Origin of the sequence: Paraburkholderia sp. GV068, from assembly GCF_003058125.1 — a bacterium.
Taxonomy (GTDB): Bacteria; Pseudomonadota; Gammaproteobacteria; order Burkholderiales; family Burkholderiaceae; genus Paraburkholderia; species Paraburkholderia graminis.
The window spans coordinates 36,604-56,020 of the sequence record NZ_QBUB01000012.1; the positions used below are offsets into that span (position 1 = coordinate 36,604).

The window sequence follows — 19,417 nt, forward strand, 5'->3', positions numbered from 1 at the left end:
CATTTTCCGTTCGCTCCGGTGGGGCGAGCGTCTGGTTTAGCAACGGCATGGCTCTCAAATCGACGATTTACAAGGCGGAACTGCAGATCGCCAACATGGACCGGCACTATTACGCCGACCATTCGCTCACCATCGCGCGTCATCCGTCCGAAACCGACGAGCGCATGATGGTCCGCGTCGCCGCGTTCGCGCTCTTCGCGCAGGAACGGCTCGAATTCTGCAAGGGTTTATCGGATGTCGACGAACCGGATCTCTGGCAAAAGGACCTGACCGGCGCGATCGAAACGTGGATCGAAGTCGGCCAGCCCGACGAGCGGCGCATCGCCAAGGCGAGCGGCCGTTCGAACGAGGTGATTGTGATCGCCTACGGCGGGCGAACTTCGGACATCTGGTGGCAGGGCGTGCGGAACAAGGTCGAGCGCATGCGCAATGTGACGGTGTGGTCGCTCGGCGAAAACATCGCGGCCGAACTCGGCTCGCTCGCGGAGCGCACGATGCGGCTGCAATGCACCGTGCAGGACGGCGAAGCGTGGCTCGGTAGTGCTGAAGCCGACGCGGTGAAAATCGAGTGGACGGTGTTGAAGGCGCCCGCGAACGCCTGACTTTGCCGCGAGCCGCCCGCCCGCGCCGCGCGAGCTTCAGAGCGACGTCACGCGCGCCGCTTCGGGCGGTCCTTTGAGTTCGACCATGTTGCCCTCGGGGTCGAACAGATACAGCGACGGCCCGTAGCCGTCCGCGCCATAACGCACGCCTTCTTCGCCGAGCCGCGCGCCTTGGGCGGCAAGGTGCGCCTTGAGCGCCTCGGCGTCGAACGGCTCGACGCGCAAACAGAGATGATCCATATTGCGTCCCGCGCCGGGCGTGCCGTTTTCCGGGCGATCGATCTTCGCGCCCACCTGCAGCAGGTCGATCAGCGAGCGCCCCGCCCGCAACTGTGTGAGCCCCAGTTCGCGCTGCTCTTTTTCGACGCTACAACCGAGCACGTCGCAGTAAAAGCGCGCCATCGACGCAACGTCGGTCGCCCGAATCACAACATGGTCGATCTCGCGAATATGAATCTTCATATTGAGCGCCTCCCGTGGCTGATTTATCAAACGGAGAACAGCCAGTTTATGGGAAAGCGGGGCGGGTGTTGACGGGCCAGATGCCGAGCAGCGCCGGCCGGCACGCAAAACGTATAGACGAAAAAAAGCCCGCTCTATGTGGAGCGGGCTGAATCCATATCAGGAGGAGACATGGAGGAGACAGGTACTAATATACACATGCGCTTGGTGCGACGCAATAACTTTTTAGGGGAAAACCCGACATCGTGCAAAATTGTCGCACCTTGCGGCAAAACGAGCCGTCAGATGACGCCGAGCGGCGCCCGCCGGGCGTCTGCCGGCTACGAGGAAGCGCAATGACAGAGCAAGAACCGGAGCGTAGTGTGTCGGGATGCGGCCTACATTGGTGAGCATCGACAGCACCCATCCGGGACCATCATGAACCGCACCCATTATCCCGCCGAGACCGACACGACCGCCCGCACCGCCGCCTGGCATTCCGACGACGAACGGTGGGAAGCCGTCGCCCGTCGCGATCCGCTCGCGGACGGCGCTTTCTTCTACGGCGTGAAGACGACGGGCGTGTTCTGCCGTCCGTCGTGCGCGTCGCGCCAGCCGCGCCGCGAGAACGTCGCGTTTTTCGCCGATGCCGCCGCGGCCCGCGCCGCCGGCTTTCGCGATTGCAAGCGCTGTCAGCCGGGCGGCTTGCCGCGCGAACTCGACATCGTGAACCGCGCGTGCGCCGCGCTCGACGCCGATCCTCAGCAACGTCTCACGCTCGCGCAATTGAGCGACGCCGTGCACCTGAGCCCGTTCCACCTTCAGCGCCTGTTCAAGCGGGTCGTCGGCGTGTCGCCGCGCCAGTATCAGGCTGCGCGGCGCGGCGCCGCGTTGCGCGACGCGCTCAAGCGCGGCGCCGACGTCACGCGCGCCACGCTCGACGCCGGCTTCAATTCGCCTTCGCGGATGTACGAGAGCGCGTCGGCGGAACTGGGCATGGCACCGTCCGAATATCGCCGCAAGGGCGCCGGGCTGACCGTGCGCTACGCCAGCGCGCCAACCTCGCTCGGCTTCGTGCTGGTGGCCGCGACAGCCAAGGGCATCTGCAAGATTGGTTTCGGCGACGACGCCGCCTTGCTCGTCGACGAACTGCGCGGCGAATTCGCCAATGCCGATCTGCTGGAGGACGCCGAGCGGCTCGAGCCGTTCGTCGCGCAGATCGACGCCTATTTGCGCGGCACGCGTCAGCATTTCGACCTGCCGCTCGACATCGCGGCGACGGCCTTCCGCCAGCGCGTGTGGGACGCGCTGCGGCACATTCCCTACGGCGAGACGCGCAGCTACACGGAGATCGCCGAAGCCGTCGGCGCGCCGCGCGCCGTGCGCGCCGTCGCGAGCGCCTGCGCGACGAATCCGGTTGCGCTTGCCATTCCGTGTCATCGCGTCGTGCAAAAGGGCGGAGCGCTTGCCGGCTATCGTTGGGGCTTGCCGCGCAAAGCCGCGCTGCTCGACAACGAGGCGCAGCACGCGCACCGCGTTTCCGCCGACGAAACCGCCCGCCCCGAAACGACGCCTGTTCAACCCCTCGCCACCAAACTGGACCACGCCGCGTGAGCACGCTCGACGACGTTGCAACTCTTGAACTCCCGTACAAAGCGCCGTTCGACTGGCGGCGCCTGCTGCGCTTTTTCAGCGGACGCGCGACGCCCGGCGTCGAGACCGTCGAAGACGGCGCGTATCGCCGCGCGATCGAATGGGCCGGCGACAGCGGCACGCTCAGCGTGCGCGAGCATCCGCGCAAGCGTTGTCTGGTCGCGAGCATCGAAGGCCCGGTGAGCCGTCACGCCGACGCGCTCGCCGCGCCGATTGCGAAGATGTTCGATCTGCACGCCGATCCGAAGAAGATCGGCGCCGCGCTCGCCGCGGACCCCTGGCTTGCGCCGCTGATCGACGCGGCGCCCGGCTTGCGCGTGCCCGGTGCGTGGTCGGGCTTCGAACTGGTGGTGCGCGCGATTGTCGGCCAGCAAATCAGCGTGAAGGGGGCGACCACTATCATCGGACGATTGGTGCAGCGGGCGGGCGAGCGTATCGAAGGGCATCCGCATGACAACACGGCGTGGCGTTTTCCGACGCCCCAAGCGCTGGCAGCCGTCGACCTCGCGCAAATCGGCATGCCGGGCAAGCGCGTGGCCGCGCTGCAAGGCTTCGCGCACGCGGTCGCGACGGGCGATGTGCCGCTCGACAGCGCCACGGCGGACGCAAGCGAACTGCGCGCGGCCTTGCTCGCGCTGCCGGGCATCGGCCCCTGGACGGTCGAGTATGTGGCGATGCGCGCGTGGCGCGACCCCGACGCCTGGCCCGCGTGGGATCTCGTGCTGATGCAGTCGATCTGCGCGCGCGACCCGTCGCTCGTGCGGCCCACGCAGCAGCGCACACGCACCGACGCTTGGCGCCCGTGGCGCGCTTATGCGGCGATGCATCTGTGGAACGAGGTGGCGGATCGGGCCGGGGCCGCGCGCGGCGGTTAGTGCTGCGCGAGCTAGCCGTCTAAGGCGAAGGTGGCGACACGTCATGCCGTGTCGCCACGCTCACTAAAAAACGCGGCTGCAATGGCCGCAATAACCTGGAATCCGTGTGGCCAAATCCGCGAATCCGGCGTGAAAACAGACCGGCCAACAGACGCCCCGGCGGCCTGCAATCGCCCGCCGAAGCGGCCTCAAGCAGGCGCGGTGGCGAGATGTTAAAGTGCCCGCTACTGAAAATTCCGCCGAACGTTGTCAACCGCAACATGCTGCCCGCGAGCAGCCAGGCGGCACATGGCGGCCGACAACGCCCGACTCGCATCAATGCCAAACACGACCTCATCCCGCACGACCGACGCGTTCCTGCACCGCCTGTCCGTGCTGACTTCAGGGCCGCAGCGCGACGCGCTGCTACGCGGCCTGCGCGGCATCGAAAGAGAAAGCCTGCGCGTGACGCACGAGGGCCAGCTCGCGTTGACGCCGCATCCGCGCGCGCTCGGTTCGGCGCTCACGCATCCTTCGCTGACCACCGACTATTCCGAAGCGCTAATCGAACTGATCACGCCCGCTGAGCACGACGTCGTGCTCACGCTCGAGAAGCTCGACACGCTGCATCGTTTCGTCTACGCGAACCTCGGCGACGAGATTCTGTGGAACAACTCGATGCCGGGCCTATTGCCCGACACCGATGAAGGCATTCCGATCGCGGATTACGGCTCGTCGAACATCGGCAAGCTGAAGTACGTGTATCGCATCGGCCTCGCGCTGCGTTACGGGCGCACGATGCAATGCATTGCGGGCATTCACTACAACTATTCGCTGAACGAAGAAGTGTGGCGGCTCCTGCACGCCGAGCAGCAATCCACCGCGAACGCGGTCGATTTTCAGTCCGACCGTTACCTCGCGCTGATCCGCAATTTCCGCCGCACGAACTGGCTGCTGATGTACCTGTTCGGCGCGTCGCCCGCGCTCGACCGCCGCTTCTTGCGCGAGCGCAAACATACGCTCGAAACCTTCGACGCCGACACGTTGTATCGCCCGTATGCGACGAGCCTGCGCATGAGCGATCTCGGCTACTCGAACACCACCGCGCAAGCCGCGCTGCACGCCGACTACGACACGCTGCCCGGTTATCTCGACGCGCTCGCGAAGGCGGTTAGCCAGCCGTATCCCGCGTACGAGGCCATCGGCACGCAGCGCGACGGCGAGTGGGTGCAGATCAACACGAACGTATTGCAGATCGAAAACGAGTTTTATTCGACGATCCGTCCGAAGCGCGTCACGTATCCCGGCGAACGGCCGCTGCATGCGCTCGCCGCGCGCGGCGTGCAATACGTCGAAGTGCGCTGCATGGACATCGATCCTTTCGAGCCCGTCGGTATTTCGCTGGAAACGTCGCGCTTTCTCGATGCGTATCTGCTCGTGTGTGCGCTCGACGACAGCGCGCCGCTGCCGCCGCCCGCGTATTGCGAGGCGAACCAGAACTTCGCGCGCGTGACGACCGAAGGGCGCAAGCCTGGCCTGGAACTCACGCGCGACGGGCAGACCATCGCGATGACCGAATGGGCCGACGAACTGTTCGTCAAGATCGAAGCGGCCGCCGCCGCGCTCGACGCGCTGAAGGGCGGCGACGCGCATGCGCGCTCGGTTGCGGTTCAGCGCGCGAAGCTGGCGGATGCGTCGCTGACGCCGTCCGCACGCGTATTGCAGACCATGCGCGAGAAGCAGCAAAGCTTCCTCGAATTCGGTCTTGAACAGAGCGAAGCGCATGCGGCGCACTTCCGCGCGCGTCCCCTGCCTGCGGACGTGGCAAAGGAGTTTGAGGAGCTGGCCGCGCAATCGCTGGAGGAACAGGCGAAACTCGAACGCGAAGAAGTGGGCTCGTTCGATGCGTTCGTCGCCGCTTATCGGGCTTATACGTTGAACCGCTTCAGCGTGTGAACGAAGCGGCTGCCGCATCGGCACGCATCGGTAAATTGTCCACGCATCTGCACGTTTCTCTGATCTGAAGGAAACACCCTCTACACGACGCGGTCCAAACTGATAGGACACGCTAACAAGAGGGAGGATCAACGTGATGAAGCAACGTCTGTTGTCCGTACTGTGCGTTACCGCGGCTGCCGTTGCCGCGACCGCATGCTCTACGCAGGGACAAGTCGATCCCGACGTCATGCAGATCGCCACCACGCCGCTGACCTGTTCGAGCAAGGCCGAGTGCGACCTCTGGTGGCAGCGCGCGCAAACGTGGGTCGCGAATAACTCGAAGTACAAGATCGAAGCCGCGACCAGCACGCTAATCCAGACCGCCGGCCCCGACGGCGGCAAGCGCGCGCTCGCCTACCAGATCACCCGCACGCAGAATCCGGACGGCACCGCGACGATCGGCTTCGCCGCGCATTGTGACGGCTCGCTCGGCTGCAAGCCGAACCCGTGGGAAGCGGGCGCGGACTTCAAGCAATATGTGCGCGGCGCGCCGGCAGGCACACAGGGAACCGATGCCAAGCCGGCGCAGCCCGCGTCCGCCGCGGTGCATCCCGCCCTGCATCCCGATATGCAGCAAGGACAGTCGGTCACGCCATCCACTGGCGAAGCCGTGAGTCAGTGAGCGACGCGTTGCGCGCCGCTCAATGTCCCATCGACGGACCGACGCCTTTGCGCGGCTTCGTGATCCACACGAGTACGGCAAGCACGAGGAAGCCCGCGCACGAAATGCGGAAGAAGTCGTTGGTGGCCAGCATATAAGCCTGCGCGGTCACCACCTGGTTCAGCTGCGCCGTGATGCTGTCGCCGGAAAGGCCGGCGCCGGCCAGCGCACTGGTGTACGCGTTCGTGTTCGCCGTGTAGACGTTGACGTTATCGACCAGCATCGCGTGATGGCGGATCGTGTCGTTCTCCCAATACGTCGTGCTGATGGCGGTGCCGATTGCGCCGGACAAGGTCCGGAAAAAGTTCGATAAGCCCGACGCGCTCGCGAGCCGATCGTCCGACACGCTCGAGAGCGTGATGGTCGTCATCGGCACGAAGAAACAGGCCACGCCGATGCCTTGCACGAGGCGCGGCCAGATCACGTGATTGAACGGCACGTCGAGCGTGAAGGTCGAGTTCCAGAACGACACGAACGCAAACACGATGAACGCGAAGCTCGCGATCACCCGCAGATTCAGCCGGTGCATGTTCTTGCCGATCATCGGCGAGAGGAACAGCGCGAGGATGCCGACCGGCGCGGTGGCGAGGCCGGCGAGGCCCGCCGTGTAACCCATCACCGTTTGCAACCACAGCGGAAAAATCACCACCGAGCCGAAGAACGCCATGAAGCCGAACGAGATGATCAGCACGCCGAGCGCGAAATTGCGGTCCTTGAAGAGCGATAAATCGACGACCGGCTCTTTCTCGGTCATCTCCCACACGAGCATGAACGCAATCGAAATCACCGCGATCACCGCGAGCGTCACGATGAACGTGGAGTTGAACCAGTCGCGATCCTTGCCGAGGTCGAGCACCATCTGGAGACACGCCACGCCGATCACGAGCAGCGAGAGGCCGATCGCGTCGATACGCTGCTGCGTGGTCTTGGTTTCGCGCCCGCGCAACAGCACGAACGCGCACGCCGCGGAGAAAAGGCCGATCGGCACGTTGATGTAGAAGATCCACGGCCATGTGTAGTTGTCCGTGATGTAGCCGCCCATCACCGGGCCGAAGATCGGCGCGCAGATCACGGTCATCGCCCATAGTCCCAACGCGAGCCCGCGTTTCTCGGGCGGATACGAGCGCATCAGAATGGTTTGCGACAGCGGGACCATCGGGCCGGACACAAGCCCTTGCACGAGCCGGAACAGGATCAGCGACTCGAAGTTATGCGCGAAGCCGCACAGCGCCGACGCGATCGTGAAGAGCAGAACGGACAGCGTGAAGAGCCGCACTTCGCCGACGCGCCGCGCGAGCCAGCCCGTCAACGGAACGGCAATCGCCGAAGCCACCGAATACGACGAGATCACCCATGTGCCCTGACTCGTCGCCACGCCGAGGCTGCCGGAGATGGTCGGCACGGCGACGTTGGCAATCGACGTGTCCAGCACTTCCATGAACGTGCCGAGCGCGAGCCCGACGGTCAGGAGCGCGAGCGCGCCGCCTTTGAGCGGCGCCGGCTCGGCCGCGGGTGGTCTCGCGGGCTGGTGTGCAGGTTGAGCTGCGGGTTCGTCAGCGTTGGAAGCCGTAGCGGCCATGTGTTGTTCTCCTCAGCGCGGAAGTGTGTCGTGCCTGGCTTGTCGCGTTTCTCCGGGCATTTGCATGCTGCATCACACTCTGCCCAGACAGATATTGTTTTACAACTGCGCCCCTAGGAGGCGCTCTGCGGTTAATGCTCGCCCTTCTCCGGCGATGAATCGTCGGCCGTTGCGTCGCCGGGCGGCTCAGCCTCCGCACACAAGCCGCAGCCTGCGCTCGTCCCCGGGTCGATACCGTTGGCGATGAAACGGCTGAGCAGCGCGATCAGCGTCGCGAGGTCCGCGTCCGAGAAGCCGCGCAACTGCTCGTTCAGCACGGCCGCGCCGATGCCGGGCAACTGCTGCGCCGCTTCATGCCCTTGCGGCGTCAACTCCAGCTTGACCATCCGACGATCGGCGTCGCTACGCGTGCGCTGCAAAAAGCCTTTCTTTTCAAGGCGGTCCAGCAGACGGGTCATCGAGCCGCTGTCATAGGACATCACGCGCGACAACTCGAACGGCGTGTTCGCGCGCCCGGCAGCGAGCAACAGGATCACGCCGATCTGCTGCGCCGTCAGCCCCAGCGGCTTGACCGCGCGGTCGGTGCGCTCGACCAGCACGTTGCGCGCTTTCGACAGGTAATAGCCGAGACTCGTATCGAGCCGGATCTCGTCCGCTTTGTAGGGGCCGTCAGTCATTTGGGTACAGGGACATTGCAGCAGACGCACATTCTGGACGCGCGCGACACCGAAAAACAACAACGCGGCCACGCATCGCGCACAGTATCTTGAAATTTACTTGCATAGTCAATATTATATTAAGCAACGAGTTACGCGATCCGCGCCACCCGAGACTATGTTCTGACCGCTTTTTTTGTCCGCCGCCAGGCCGGCGTGACCCAAGGATGTCCCTCCTATGCTGTACCTGAAAAATACCCTCGGCGGCCTCAGCCGCTCTCTGACCGATTCCGCTTTGCACAGCTTCCAGGGCCCGCATCGCTGGTGGAAGCTCGCGTTGTTCGCCGTGCTGTTCGTGCTGCCCGGCGGATCGGTGGGAGTCGCGGTGTTGGCGTGGTTCGAGCATCGTCGGGCGCGCAAGAGTTTGAAGGGCATCGCGGACATCAAAGGTGCGAAGGGCGGGTTGGTGGACAGCGCTGCGGCGCTCGCGAACGCGGCAAGCGTGTCAGGCGTTAAGAGCGCGGCACCTGTCATCGCCCACGGCGCGGCAAGCGCCTGCCAGTCGCGCGGCGAAGCACCGTGCCGGGCCGCAGCCGGCAAGCTCGCGCGCAAGACGACATCGACGGAATCGCGGATCGATTCGCGCACCGACGCCCGCGTCTGAACGGCAGCCAGTAACGGCGCGTAACCTTCGCGACACCGTCAGTAACACACCTTCGTCGCTGCCCGCATTAACCTTTCTGTTTCCCGCGCCCAGCGGGCTCATACGCTAACATGCCGGCACATCGTAGGCCGGCGCCGTCCGTCATTGGCGGCGTCGTGGCGTCCAGAAGGAAAAATGCATGCAGTCTGACCGAATCTCGTCCGCGCGGACCTATGCGCCTCGCGTCCTGACCCTCGCCGTCGCGCTAGCCGCCGCGGGCCTCGTCGCAGCCTGCGCGGTCGGCCCCGACTACCAGCGCCCCGCCGCCGAGATTCCGGCTTCATACAAGGAAGCCGCGCCCGGCTGGAAAGTCGCGCAACCGGCGGATCAGCAGGACCGCGGCGCATGGTGGACGATCTATCAGGACCCGCAACTCGATGCGCTCGAAGACAAGCTGAACGCCGCCAATCAGACCATCGCGCAATTTGCGGCCGCCTATCGGCAGGCCCGCGCGCTGGTCGGCGAGGCGCGCGCGGCGTACTTCCCGACCCTCGGTTTGTCGGCGGGCGCGACGCGCTCGGGCAGCGGTGCTTCGTCGAGTACGCGATCGACGAGCGTCAGCCGCTCAGGCGTCAGCAACAGCTATGACCTGCAACTCGACGCTAGCTGGGAGCCCGACCTGTGGGGCTCCGTGGGCCGCTCGGTGAATGCGCAGAAGGCCGGCCAGCAAGGCGCCGCCGCCGATCTGGCGAACGCGCGGCTGTCCGCGCAGGCCACGCTCGCGCAGACGTATTTCGCGCTGCGCGCGCTCGACGCGAATCAGAAACTGCTGGACGAAACCGTCGCCGCCTATCAGCGCTCGCTGCAACTCACGCAGAACCAGTACGCCGCGGGCGTGGCCGCGCGTTCGGACGTGATCCAGGCGCAAACGCAACTGCAATCGGCGCAGGCATCCGCGATCGACAACGGCGTGCAGCGCGCGCAGGACGAACACGCGATCGCGGTGCTCGTCGGCGAACCGGCCTCCACCTTCTCGATTCCGCCGATGCCGCTCACCGCCACGCCGCCCGCCGTGCCCGCGCAAATGCCGTCCGCGCTGCTGGAGCGGCGGCCGGACATCGCTTCCGCCGAGCGCAAGGCTGCGGCGGCCAACGAGCAGATCGGCATCGCCATCGCCGCGTTCTTTCCGTCGCTGACGCTGTCGGCGAGCGGCGGTTTCGAAAGCTCGGTGTTCTCGCAATTGCTGACGGCGCCGTCGCGCTTCTGGACGGTCGGCCCGCAACTCGCGGCGACGCTCTTCGACGCGGGCCTGCGCCGCGCGCAAACCGAAGCGGCGCGCGCCGCCTATGACCAGAACGTCGCCACGTATCGTCAGACGGTGCTGACGGCGTTTCAGGACGTCGAAGACAATCTCGCGTCGCAACGCATCCTGGAGCGCGAAATCGTGGTGCAGCAGCAGGCGGTGGAGTCGGCGCGCCAGGCGCTTGCCATCGTGACGAACGAATACAAGGCGGGCACGGTCGGCTATGTCAACGTGCTGACCGCGCAGACCACGGCGTTCACGGCCGAGCAGAAGCTGCAAACCATCGCGGGGCAGCGGATGGTGTCGTCGGTCGGGCTGGTGAAGGCGCTGGGCGGCGGCTGGGATGTATCGCAAATGAACCGGGAAACTGGTGGGGTGGCGGCGCCGGAGCCGGCGTCCGCGTCGGCGGCGGCATCGGCGGCGACGCCTGTCGCGCAGGGCGGAATTGCGCCGACGTCGACGTCTGCGCAGATGCAAGCGCAAAGCAAATAGGCGGGCGAGCGGGGCGCACCGCGCCGTGCAGCGTTCAGATGCGAAGGAGGCATGACGGGCCAACGAAACCCGTCATGCCTTTTCTGCATCTAGCGCTGTACGACCCGCCGCGGGTCCGACTGGACATGCGAGCGGCAACGACGTCCGTGTGCCGTTCGCTGCTAATTCGAAGTGCCGCACGGCGGCTTTGTCAGCGCTCGCGCCGAGCATCCGCGGCTCTAGCCCGAGTTGCGAGCGACAACCTTGACCGGTCTCCTTTTGCCGCTAGCTCGAAGGCGCCGCTCCGCGCGTTGCAGCATCCACGCGACGCATCTGCGGGTCCAGCTCGACGTCCGAGCGACGACGTTGTCTGCCGTCGAACTCGACGTGCGAGCGACAACCTTGACCAGTTTAGTTTTGCCGCTAGCTCGAAGGCGCCGCTCCGCGCGTTGCAGCATCCACGCGACGCATCTGCGGGTCCAGCTCGAGGTGTGAGAGACATCCTCGACAATCTCGTTTTGCCACTAGCTCAAAACGCGCCGCGCGCTGTCAGCCCGCGCTGCGCGTCCGCGCGTCAAACTAACGCGCGAGCGGCAGCAACGCGACGACCGCGTCCCCTTTTGCCGCGACTTCAAAAGCACCGAACGGCGCGGTCTATCACCACCCCCGCCCCCACCCACCTCAATGCACGAACGACAACGCAACCGTGTCCGGTCCGCTCGGTCGTCCGAGCAGGTTCAACAGCCCCGCGAGATTGTCGCGTGCCTCGGGCGCCGATGTCGCCGTGCCATGAAACGATGTCGAAGCCGGCGACACGACGCCACGTCCGTTCAGCATCAGCGGCCCCTTGACGGTTCGCAGCTCGAGCGTCGACGACGCCCCTTCCGCCTGAAACACCAGTTGATACGAGCCGAGCGGCTTCACCGGCGAGACACGCGAGCTGACGTCGTTCAGCGCGACCGTCAACTGGCCGAACGCCTGACGGTTGAAACTGCGCCAGTCGGACCACGAGAGCCGCACGTCGCCCTGTAGATCCAGCGTATTGAACGGCGCGCCGAGACCGCTCAGCAGCGAAGCCGGCACCGCGATCGCGCCGGGCGTCACATTCGCGCTGCGCGGCGTGGCGTCGACGGTGATCGGCTCCGGCATCGCCTCGCTCTGCCGCATGGTCATGCGCACGCGGCCCGTGAAGAGTGGCCAGAAAGCCGTGCGCCATTCGATGCGTCCAGGCAGCAGCGTCGCGGCGCTCATATCGGAGCCCGCGGCGAGCATCAGCGTGGCGGAGCCGTGCCACAGCGAACCGGCCGGGTCGACGAGGTTCACGTGCCCGCCGCTCTGACGGGCGAATTGCGGCGTGATCCAGGCGGCCGGCAACATCGCGAGCATCACTGCCGCGCTGGAAAACACCGCGACCACGAGCCAGGGCAGCGCGGCGCGCAGGCGCCGCATCCAGTAAGTCATGCGAGATCCCGTGGCAGCGCGCTCATTTCGCCGTCGATGGCTGCAGCGACGCCGTCACGTCCACCTGGCCGTCTTCCTTGAGCGCCGTCACGTGCGCTTCGGCGACCTGCACCTTGAACTGGCGGCGCACATCGTCGACCCAGCCGGTCCACACGGGAAACGACGCGTTCTTCATCTGCACCTGCACCGCATTGCCGATCACCTGAACCTGCGTGGCCGCGAGGCCATGATCGGCAAGCGACGCGGACAGCGCGTCCTTCAGCGCGCCGCCGGTCGGCGCCACGCCCTGAGCGGCGCCGGAGAGCTGACGCGCTTCGTTGGCTTGCGCCGTCATCTGCGCGAGTTGGCGCTGCAAGGTGGGCAGCGATTGACGCAGACGCGCGCGCCCCTCCTGCGCCGGCGCCCACAGCACCGACCACGCGATCACCACCGCGAGCACGCCGCCGCCCCACGTCAGCAGACCCTTTTCGCGGTCGGTCCGCTGCTCCCAGAAGCCTGCCCAAGTTTGCGCGAGTTGAGCTTTCATTGTCCGTTCCTGATGGTCCACTTGCCGGTATTGCTGTCGATCGCGCCATTCAGTCCGTTGCGCGCGAGGCGCGCGGCGAAATCGGGATCGAGCTTCACCTCCGGCTTAAAAGTCACGTCGAGCCGCCGGTCGTGATAATCGAGCGCGGCAATGCCGTTGACGGGCACGGGCGGCAGAGCGCGCGCGAGACGATCGGCGATGGAGAGGAAATCGTCCGGAGAAAGCTCGCCCGCCGCCACACGCAACTGCTGCAACTGACGCGACATCTGATCGGGCGCATCGAGCACGACCGTCGTCTTCGGGAACGCGTTGAGCAGCAGTTCGGTCATCTGCGTGTTGATCGCGTCGCGCTGGCGCGACAGCATCAGCCACTGCACATTGGCGCCGATGATCGCGACCAGCAGCGCGCCGACCGCGAGCAGCACCGGCAGGCGCAGGCGGCGTAGCGTCGCGCGGTCGAGCCGCCACGGCTGCGACGCGAATTCGAACTGGCACAGATCGAAGCGGCACGCGAGCGCGCGCCGCGCGAGTTGCTCGAACGGCAGCGGACTCGCGCCGTGCACATGCGCGGCAAGCCGCGCCGGGCTGCTCGCGCCGAGACTCGGCTCGTTGCCAGGCACTTCGGTGAGCATATAGAGCGACACGGGCATCGCGCCGGCGAGCGCGGCGAGCGTCGCGTTGACCGCGTTCGCCGGCACCGCGAGCCCTTCGCCTTGCGCGCCGCGCGCAATCGCCAGTTCGACGCGCGGCGTGCCGGTTTCCACCGCGCCTTCCAGCAGCAGTGCCGGCGCGGTTTGAACGACTGCGCCGAGCACCGCCGCGACCATCGGCATGGCTCCAGTTGCAGCGTCGGACAATGCATCAGCCGCGCTTGCCACCGGCGCGGCATCGCGGCGTGGCGAAGCGTCGGCGCCCGCCAATGCTGGCTCGGCCGCGCTCACCGTTTCGGCAACGTCGACCGGCGCCGCGGATAACCGCGCCTCCGGCAGACAGCGTGTAACCGGCACCGCGCGCAAACTGCGGTGCCCGGCAGCGGAAAACGCTTCGTAGATAAAGCGGAACCACCCTCGGTCGATGATCGCCAGCACTTGCCGTCCGCCCGCCGCCGGTTGCGGGTCCACGGCGATATGGCAGGTTTGCGGATCCTGGATCAGCTGATCCTCGACGATGTTCGGCAGCGCCTGGCGCAGCTTCGGACCGCGCAGCGGCGGCAGCGTGGCCGGCATCATCAGGAGGTCGCGCGCGGCGACCATCAGCACCGTCGACGTCGCGCGCGGCAACAGCGCAAGCGCCGAACGCCCGGCGCGCTGCGTGCGTCCCGACTTGTCGAGCAGCACGAACGGCAAGTCCGGCAACTGCCATTCCTGCGACGGCACCGCCGGATCACGCGGCGGCAATAAGACGATCAGCGTGCTCAAAGGCCACTCTCTCTGGGAAAGGCGTTGTTCATAGTTGGTCTTGCACCCGCACGATACGCGTAGTGTGAGTCAAAGCATCGCGATAGACGAGCGTCGTGCGGTCGACTTCGGCGCGCTCGTGCTGCACGCGGCCATGAATCAGAAAGTAGTTCGTGTTGACGTCGAACTGGTTTGGATCGATCGAAGTCTGCTGAACGCCCGCGCCGCGCAACGCGAGCGTCACGTCGCCGGCATTATGGAAAAACACGGTCTGCCGCCGAGCGACGAACGCCTGCGCGGAAGACAGATTCATGCCCGGCACAACGGCCGCAATCACTTCGGCGGGCGCCGTGTTCATGTTGATCGCCGACACGGTCGGCAGCACAGTCACGAAGGGCCGCAAGCGCGCGACCATCTCCGGCGTGTAGCCGGGAATGTCGAGCAGCGAATCGACGCTCGTCATTTGCAGCGGCGCGTGCGCGGCGCTGTCCTCGCCGTCTTCGATGCCCGGTTTGTCCGTGAAGCCGCCGCCTGTTGCGCCACCTGCGGCGCCGCCCTGGATCGCCGGCGTCGACGGCGTGCCGGACGTCGATGTGACGGTCTGAAAGCGCGTCGCCGATTGCATCAGGCTCGCGCGCACCTGGACCGCGGTGTTCTTCGCGAGCTGGCTGTTCACGCCGAGCGAAACCAGCAGCCGCTGATACGCGCCGATCTGCTCCACGTCGAGTTGCATGACGCCGGGCGCCGGGCTCGCGACCAGATTGCGCAGATTGAATTTGGCCTGAGCGTCTTCGATGGAACCCGACAGGTAGGTCGCGGCGCCTTGCTGCGCGCGCACCTCGCCGATCTGACCGAGGAAGTCGGAAAGCCGCGTCTTCGCGATGGGCACGCCCCACACGCCGCCGAGATACGTGATGCCCGCGGACGTATCGCCTTCGGAGCGAAGAATCAGACGCGTCCAGTCGAGCGCGCCGCGCGCAACCCATTGCGCCTGCGCGAGCAGACGCTGGTTCTCGATCCGGCGGATCTGGACTTGCTGACGCCACAACATGCCGGAGACGAGAATCGCCGAGAGCGCAACGACGAGCAACGCGCTGATGATGGCCGCGCCGCGCTGATGGGTGGAATGGGTGTGCCGTGCGTTACGCGAGCCGCGCGTTACACACAAAGAACCCGTCGAGCGTCCCGCGCTGAAGGAGAACAATCTCATCTCATTCCCCAATCAAAAAAACGCGCGTGATGGGCCGTGCGAGCGACTTCGCGCCCACGCTCACTTCGAGCCCCGTCACCGAGCGCGGCAGCGGAGCATTGCCAAGCTGCGGCACCTTGAGATTGTTGTCGGCCTCGGTGATCGCGCCTTGCACGTCCTTCATCTGCGTGGTCCAGCCGACGCGCGGCACATAGAGCCGCGCCGAAATTGCGCCGACGCCGCCCATCAACGGCACGGCCGACCAGCCTTCGCCTTCGCTGCCGCGCGACGCCGCGCGCAGATCGCCGACGCTGGCAAGCGGCGGAGACGCATAGCGGATCACGCGGCCTTCCGTGACGCGGTAACGCACGACCTGCAAGCGCGGCGCGGAGCCGGGCAAGCTCATCTGCCGCACGATCTGCAATGCGCCGCCGAGGAGCGACACCGCCGGCTGACCGGATTCGTCGTCGGAAGCGGCCTGACGCGCGTCGATGCGCATCTGGTCGAACAGTTGCGCGAACACGCGCTCGTCTTCCATCGCGTTCGTAATGGTCTGCCGGCCGCGGATGATCTGGTCGAGCCCGCGCCACGACAGCACCGCGATCACCGCCATGATCGCGATCGCGACGAGCAGTTCGATCAGCGTGAAGCCATGCACGCCCGCGCGAGAGCGGCGGCGGCCGGTGCGCTCGCGGCGGCGCTCAGAGCGAACGATTCGTTTCATTCGCGACCACCGTGACCATCTGGGCGAGATTGCCGGAACGTCCGGGCATCGTCACCATCACTTCCACCCGACGAAACACCGGATTCGGCGTCGCCGACACTTGCTCGGTACAGATCAACTGCAAATTTCCTTGCGAGCAATCGAAACTCGTCGAGCCGACATTCGGCCATGCATGCGTGAGGCGCAATTGCGCGAGCGTGTTATCCGCGCTCCAGCCGGCCAGCAAGCGCCGATGAAGATCGGCCTCGCCGGTCGCGAGTGAGCCGACCGCGCGCAGCGATGCGGCAAGCGCGACGGCGATGATCGCGAGCGCCACCAGCACTTCGATCATCGTGAAACCGCGCTCGCGGTGGACGGCCCGGCGAGCCGCGGTGCTGCTGCTTCTGCTGCTGCTTCTGCTGCGATGGCGCATGTCAGTGCACCTCGTAGCGGCCATTGCCGGTGCCGACGATCGTCGCGCTGCCCGCCGCGGAAAACAGCGTGACGCGCACTGGCACGTCGATCGCCTCGGTGCCGAACACGACGCGATTCGCCTTCGAATTCGAGCCCGGATAGTCGATCGTCACGCCGCTCACGCCGCCTTCCCACTGACGCGGCTTGAGCAGATCGTCGCGCAGCGGACGCCAGCCGTCCTCGGTGCGCAAGTCGAAACGAAAGCCGCCGTCGAACGGTTGCCACGCGATCGGGCGCGCGCGCACCTGCGCTTCGTCGCCGGCCGATTCGAACAGCAGCGCGAGACGCTGTGCTTCCTCGTTCAGGTCGGTGCGCGGATTGCGCGTCATCGTCAACGCGGTCAGTGAGACCAGCAAGCCTGCAATCACCAGCACCACCATCATTTCCAGCAGCGTGAAACCCGCCTGATGCCGGCGCAGGCCGCGCGCGCGCAACGCCGCGCCCGCCGCGCGGGGCGGCGGGTTCGTTGCGACACGTGCGTTGCTATCGTCTATTGCCACGAGCCCACGTCGGCGTCATTGCCTTCGCCGCCTGCCTTGCCGTCCGCGCCGTAGCTGAAGACGTCGATTTCACCGTGCACGCCGGGGTTCAGATATTGATAGCCGTTGCCCCAAGGATCGTTCGGCAAACGTTCCAGATAGCCGCCGTCTTTCCAGTTGTTCGGCACGGGGTCCGTCGCGGGCTTTTCGATCAGCGCGCGCAGACCTTGCTCCTGCGTCGGATAACGGCCGTTGTCCAAACGATAAAGCTTGAGCGCCTGCATCACCGTGCCGATGTCCTGCTTCGCGGCGACGCGCCGCGCTTCGTCGGGACGGCTCATGATTTTCGGCACGATCAACGCGGCCAGGATGCCGAGAATCGCGATCACGACCATGATTTCGATCAGCGTAAAACCGCGTTGACGACGGCTGCGCGAACCCGCAATTGCTGTGCGGCGAATGGTCGACAGTTGCATAGCTTGCTACCTCTTTTCAGGTGAATTATCGACTGGGCGGACTCGGTGCTCTGGCACTCGCGGTGCCATTGAACGTGCCCGGCCGGTCATTTTAATGTCATGCAGTTGAAGGGTTTCAACCCAACGCAATTTTCACAATAGTCCGTACAATGCGCGCATGAACGCACTCCAAATCCGCCTTCTGTCGCTCGCGCTCTTCGCCGTGTTTTGCGCGACGCTGACCTACTGGACCATCACACTGACCGCGATGTCCGGTGCGCCGGTGCCCGCAGCCGCCGCGCACGCGCAGGTCTCGACCGATCAGGCCGCCACGCTGTTCGGCGGACAGCTCACGCGCACGGTCAACCAGGACGTGCATCTGTTCGGCATTCTCGCGCTGACCCAAGGCGCCGCGGCCATCGTCAGCGTGGGCGGCGAGCCGCCGCGTGCGGTGTCGCTCGGCAGCACGCTGATGCAAGGCGCCAAACTCTCCGAAGTCCGCGCCCGCTCCATCGTGATCGACCGCAATGGCGCGCATTCCGAAGTGTTTCTGCCGGCCAACGCCGCGGGTCCTACTATCTACGTGCGTTAAGCCTGGTCGCCAGGTTCAGCAATCACGCCGCCGCGCAATCGCGCCGCGGCATTCCACGCCTCACTGCACCAGATTATTCAACTCGATGATCGGCAGCATCACCGCCAGTACGATCACCAGCACCACGCCGCCCATCGCCAGAATCAGCAGCGGCTCCAGCAGACTCGTCAGGAACATCGTGCGGCGCTCGAGCTCGCGCGCTTCGCCGTCGGCGGCACGGTCGAGCATCGTCGTGACGTCGCCGGTCGCTTCGCCGGAACGGATCAGGTGAACCAGCACCGGCGGGAACGTCTTCGTATTGCCGAGCGCGCGTGACAGCGACGTGCCTTCACGCACGCGCACGATCGCATCGTCAATGTTGCCGCGCATCGCCGTGTTGCTGAGCGTTTCAGCGGCGGCTTGCAGCGCACGCAGAATCGGCACGCCGGCCGCCGTCAGAATGCCGAGCGTGCTCGCGAAGCGCACGGTGTTGTAGCCGCGCACGAGTTTGCCGAGCAGCGGCGCGGTGAGCAGCCACCGGTCGAACGCGAAGCGCGGGCCCGCTTGCCTGAGCGTCGAACGCACCACATAGAACAGCACCGCGACCGCGATCAGCACGGCCCACCACCAGTTCCGCACGAAGCCGGAGAGCGCCATCATCATGATCGTGAGGAAGGGCAGTTGCTGCTTGGTGCTCGCGAACACGTTGACCACCTGCGGCACCACATAGCTCAGCAAAAACGTGACGATGCCGAACGCGATGATCGTGACGATCGTCGGGTAAGTGAACGCCAGCACGATCTTCTGCTTGAGCGCGTTGCGTTGCTCGATGTAGTCCGCAAGCCGCGACAGCACGAGGCCGAGCTTGCCGGTATGTTCGCCGGCCGCGACCAGCGCGCGATAGATCTCCGGAAAGTCTTTCGGATGCTGCGTGAGCGCATTCGCGAGCGAATGGCCGCCGAGCACTTCGGCGCGAATCGCCGCCATCAATTCGCGGATGTAGTCGCGCTCCGACTGCTCGGTCAAAACCGCAAGCGCTTCGTCGAGCGGCAAGCCGGCAATCAGCAGGCTCGCCAGTTGCCGCGTGAGAATGGCCTGCTCGCGCTGCGACAGCCGCCGTCCCAACGAAAGACGCTGATTGCGCTCGCCGCGCGTGCGCGTCGCGGCCGGTTCGACGACGAGCGGCGTGAGTCCTTGCGAACGCAGATTGGTGCGGGCGCCGCGCGCGCTGTCCGCGTCGAGCACGCCTTTTTGCGCCTTGCCCGCCGCGTCGATCGCTTCGAAACGAAATGCCGGCATGC

General features: G+C 65.8%; 20 protein-coding genes. 8 read left to right on the top strand and 12 right to left on the bottom strand.

What is annotated here, in order from left to right:
* The first annotated feature begins 47 nt into the window (after window positions 1–47).
* Window positions 48–602, top strand: a complete 555-nt coding sequence (locus C8K18_RS22785; protein WP_107710105.1) for a YaeQ family protein — start codon at window positions 48–50, stop codon at window positions 600–602.
* Between the two features lie 36 nt (window positions 603–638).
* Here the strand turns inward: C8K18_RS22785 and C8K18_RS22790 are convergent, their stop codons facing one another.
* A complete protein-coding gene (locus C8K18_RS22790) occupies window positions 639–1,064 on the bottom strand; it encodes a VOC family protein (protein WP_053858926.1) in 426 nt (141 codons plus the stop codon).
* A gap of 417 nt (window positions 1,065–1,481) precedes the next feature.
* Between C8K18_RS22790 and ada the strand changes: the two genes are divergently transcribed.
* The 4 genes from ada (at window position 1,482) to C8K18_RS22810 (ending at window position 6,170) form a co-directional block, all read left to right on the top strand.
* A complete protein-coding gene (gene ada, locus C8K18_RS22795; RefSeq protein WP_107710067.1) occupies window positions 1,482–2,657 on the top strand; it encodes a bifunctional DNA-binding transcriptional regulator/O6-methylguanine-DNA methyltransferase Ada in 1,176 nt (391 codons plus the stop codon).
* Complete coding sequence (locus C8K18_RS22800; protein WP_107710066.1) at window positions 2,654–3,571, top strand: DNA-3-methyladenine glycosylase; 918 nt, start codon at window positions 2,654–2,656, stop codon at window positions 3,569–3,571. Before ada ends, C8K18_RS22800 begins: the two co-directional genes overlap by 4 nt.
* A gap of 318 nt (window positions 3,572–3,889) precedes the next feature.
* Complete coding sequence (gshA, locus tag C8K18_RS22805; RefSeq protein WP_107710103.1) at window positions 3,890–5,506, top strand: glutamate--cysteine ligase; 1,617 nt, start codon at window positions 3,890–3,892, stop codon at window positions 5,504–5,506.
* Between the two features lie 136 nt (window positions 5,507–5,642).
* Window positions 5,643–6,170, top strand: coding sequence for a hypothetical protein (locus tag C8K18_RS22810; RefSeq protein ID WP_107710064.1), 528 nt, complete (start codon window positions 5,643–5,645; stop codon window positions 6,168–6,170).
* Window positions 6,171–6,189: 19 nt separating this feature from the next.
* Here C8K18_RS22810 and C8K18_RS22815 read toward each other — a convergent pair whose 3' ends face one another.
* Both C8K18_RS22815 and C8K18_RS22820 read right to left on the bottom strand, forming a co-directional pair.
* A complete protein-coding gene (locus tag C8K18_RS22815; protein ID WP_053858923.1) occupies window positions 6,190–7,788 on the bottom strand; it encodes a DHA2 family efflux MFS transporter permease subunit in 1,599 nt (532 codons plus the stop codon).
* A 131-nt stretch (window positions 7,789–7,919) separates the two neighbouring features.
* Window positions 7,920–8,465: a MarR family winged helix-turn-helix transcriptional regulator gene (locus C8K18_RS22820; RefSeq protein WP_107710102.1), complete on the bottom strand. Its 546-nt coding sequence runs from the start codon at window positions 8,463–8,465 to the stop codon at window positions 7,920–7,922.
* 217 nt (window positions 8,466–8,682) lie between these two features.
* Here C8K18_RS22820 and C8K18_RS22825 point away from each other — a divergent pair, with 217 nt between their 5' ends.
* Window positions 8,683–9,108: a hypothetical protein gene (locus C8K18_RS22825; RefSeq protein WP_107710062.1), complete on the top strand. Its 426-nt coding sequence runs from the start codon at window positions 8,683–8,685 to the stop codon at window positions 9,106–9,108.
* 178 nt (window positions 9,109–9,286) lie between these two features.
* Window positions 9,287–10,882 (top strand): efflux transporter outer membrane subunit, encoded by a 1,596-nt coding sequence (locus tag C8K18_RS22830; protein ID WP_107710060.1) that lies wholly within the window; start codon window positions 9,287–9,289, stop codon window positions 10,880–10,882.
* Between the two features lie 660 nt (window positions 10,883–11,542).
* On the opposite strand, the gene C8K18_RS22835 is transcribed toward C8K18_RS22830, so the two are convergent.
* From C8K18_RS22835 to gspG, 8 genes are read right to left on the bottom strand one after another with little or no spacing between them, the layout of a single operon-like run.
* The gene (locus C8K18_RS22835; protein ID WP_006050797.1) at window positions 11,543–12,322 is read right to left on the bottom strand and encodes a type II secretion system protein N; all 780 of its coding nucleotides are present in this window, start codon (window positions 12,320–12,322) and stop codon (window positions 11,543–11,545) included.
* Between the two features lie 22 nt (window positions 12,323–12,344).
* Window positions 12,345–12,848, bottom strand: a complete 504-nt coding sequence (locus tag C8K18_RS22840) for a type II secretion system protein M (RefSeq protein WP_006050798.1) — start codon at window positions 12,846–12,848, stop codon at window positions 12,345–12,347.
* Window positions 12,845–14,266, bottom strand: coding sequence for a type II secretion system protein GspL (gene gspL / locus C8K18_RS22845; protein ID WP_107710058.1), 1,422 nt, complete (start codon window positions 14,264–14,266; stop codon window positions 12,845–12,847). The genes C8K18_RS22840 and gspL overlap by 4 nt, the downstream gene beginning before the upstream one ends.
* Before the next feature lie 28 nt (window positions 14,267–14,294).
* Entirely contained in the window at window positions 14,295–15,455 is a 1,161-nt protein-coding gene (gene gspK / locus C8K18_RS22850) for a type II secretion system minor pseudopilin GspK (protein ID WP_006050800.1), read from the bottom strand.
* Between the two features lies 1 nt (window position 15,456).
* Window positions 15,457–16,158, bottom strand: coding sequence for a type II secretion system protein J (locus tag C8K18_RS22855; protein WP_006050801.1), 702 nt, complete (start codon window positions 16,156–16,158; stop codon window positions 15,457–15,459).
* A complete protein-coding gene (gene gspI / locus C8K18_RS22860; protein ID WP_107710056.1) occupies window positions 16,136–16,570 on the bottom strand; it encodes a type II secretion system minor pseudopilin GspI in 435 nt (144 codons plus the stop codon). The genes C8K18_RS22855 and gspI overlap by 23 nt, the downstream gene beginning before the upstream one ends.
* Before the next feature lies 1 nt (window position 16,571).
* Complete coding sequence (locus tag C8K18_RS22865) at window positions 16,572–17,111, bottom strand: GspH/FimT family pseudopilin (protein WP_006050803.1); 540 nt, start codon at window positions 17,109–17,111, stop codon at window positions 16,572–16,574.
* A complete protein-coding gene (gene gspG, locus C8K18_RS22870) occupies window positions 17,102–17,566 on the bottom strand; it encodes a type II secretion system major pseudopilin GspG (RefSeq protein ID WP_006050804.1) in 465 nt (154 codons plus the stop codon). The genes C8K18_RS22865 and gspG overlap by 10 nt, the downstream gene beginning before the upstream one ends.
* 157 nt (window positions 17,567–17,723) lie before the next feature.
* On the opposite strand from gspG, the gene C8K18_RS22875 reads away from it, so the two are divergent.
* Window positions 17,724–18,137, top strand: a complete 414-nt coding sequence (locus tag C8K18_RS22875; RefSeq protein ID WP_006050805.1) for a type II secretion system protein N — start codon at window positions 17,724–17,726, stop codon at window positions 18,135–18,137.
* Between the two features lie 60 nt (window positions 18,138–18,197).
* Here the strand turns inward: C8K18_RS22875 and gspF are convergent, their stop codons facing one another.
* Window positions 18,198–19,415 (bottom strand): type II secretion system inner membrane protein GspF, encoded by a 1,218-nt coding sequence (gspF, locus tag C8K18_RS22880; RefSeq protein WP_006050806.1) that lies wholly within the window; start codon window positions 19,413–19,415, stop codon window positions 18,198–18,200.
* Window positions 19,416–19,417: the final 2 nt, after the last annotated feature.

Bases quoted from the DNA above. Each gene is read 5' to 3' on its own strand.
- C8K18_RS22785 (WP_107710105.1), top strand. From the start codon at position 48: ATGGCTCTCAAATCGACGATTTACAAGGCGGAACTGCAGATCGCCAAC.
- C8K18_RS22790 (WP_053858926.1), bottom strand. From the start codon at position 1,064: ATGAAGATTCATATTCGCGAGATCGACCATGTTGTGATTCGGGCGACC.
- ada (WP_107710067.1), top strand. From the start codon at position 1,482: ATGAACCGCACCCATTATCCCGCCGAGACCGACACGACCGCCCGCACC.
- gshA (WP_107710103.1), top strand. From the start codon at position 3,890: ATGCCAAACACGACCTCATCCCGCACGACCGACGCGTTCCTGCACCGC.
- C8K18_RS22810 (WP_107710064.1), top strand. From the start codon at position 5,643: ATGAAGCAACGTCTGTTGTCCGTACTGTGCGTTACCGCGGCTGCCGTT.
- C8K18_RS22815 (WP_053858923.1), bottom strand. From the start codon at position 7,788: ATGGCCGCTACGGCTTCCAACGCTGACGAACCCGCAGCTCAACCTGCA.
- C8K18_RS22820 (WP_107710102.1), bottom strand. From the start codon at position 8,465: ATGACTGACGGCCCCTACAAAGCGGACGAGATCCGGCTCGATACGAGT.
- C8K18_RS22825 (WP_107710062.1), top strand. From the start codon at position 8,683: ATGCTGTACCTGAAAAATACCCTCGGCGGCCTCAGCCGCTCTCTGACC.
- C8K18_RS22830 (WP_107710060.1), top strand. From the start codon at position 9,287: ATGCAGTCTGACCGAATCTCGTCCGCGCGGACCTATGCGCCTCGCGTC.
- C8K18_RS22835 (WP_006050797.1), bottom strand. From the start codon at position 12,322: ATGACTTACTGGATGCGGCGCCTGCGCGCCGCGCTGCCCTGGCTCGTG.
- C8K18_RS22840 (WP_006050798.1), bottom strand. From the start codon at position 12,848: ATGAAAGCTCAACTCGCGCAAACTTGGGCAGGCTTCTGGGAGCAGCGG.
- gspK (WP_006050800.1), bottom strand. From the start codon at position 15,455: ATGAGATTGTTCTCCTTCAGCGCGGGACGCTCGACGGGTTCTTTGTGT.
- C8K18_RS22855 (WP_006050801.1), bottom strand. From the start codon at position 16,158: ATGAAACGAATCGTTCGCTCTGAGCGCCGCCGCGAGCGCACCGGCCGC.
- gspI (WP_107710056.1), bottom strand. From the start codon at position 16,570: ATGCGCCATCGCAGCAGAAGCAGCAGCAGAAGCAGCAGCACCGCGGCT.
- gspG (WP_006050804.1), bottom strand. From the start codon at position 17,566: ATGCAACTGTCGACCATTCGCCGCACAGCAATTGCGGGTTCGCGCAGC.
- C8K18_RS22875 (WP_006050805.1), top strand. From the start codon at position 17,724: ATGAACGCACTCCAAATCCGCCTTCTGTCGCTCGCGCTCTTCGCCGTG.
- gspF (WP_006050806.1), bottom strand. From the start codon at position 19,415: ATGCCGGCATTTCGTTTCGAAGCGATCGACGCGGCGGGCAAGGCGCAA.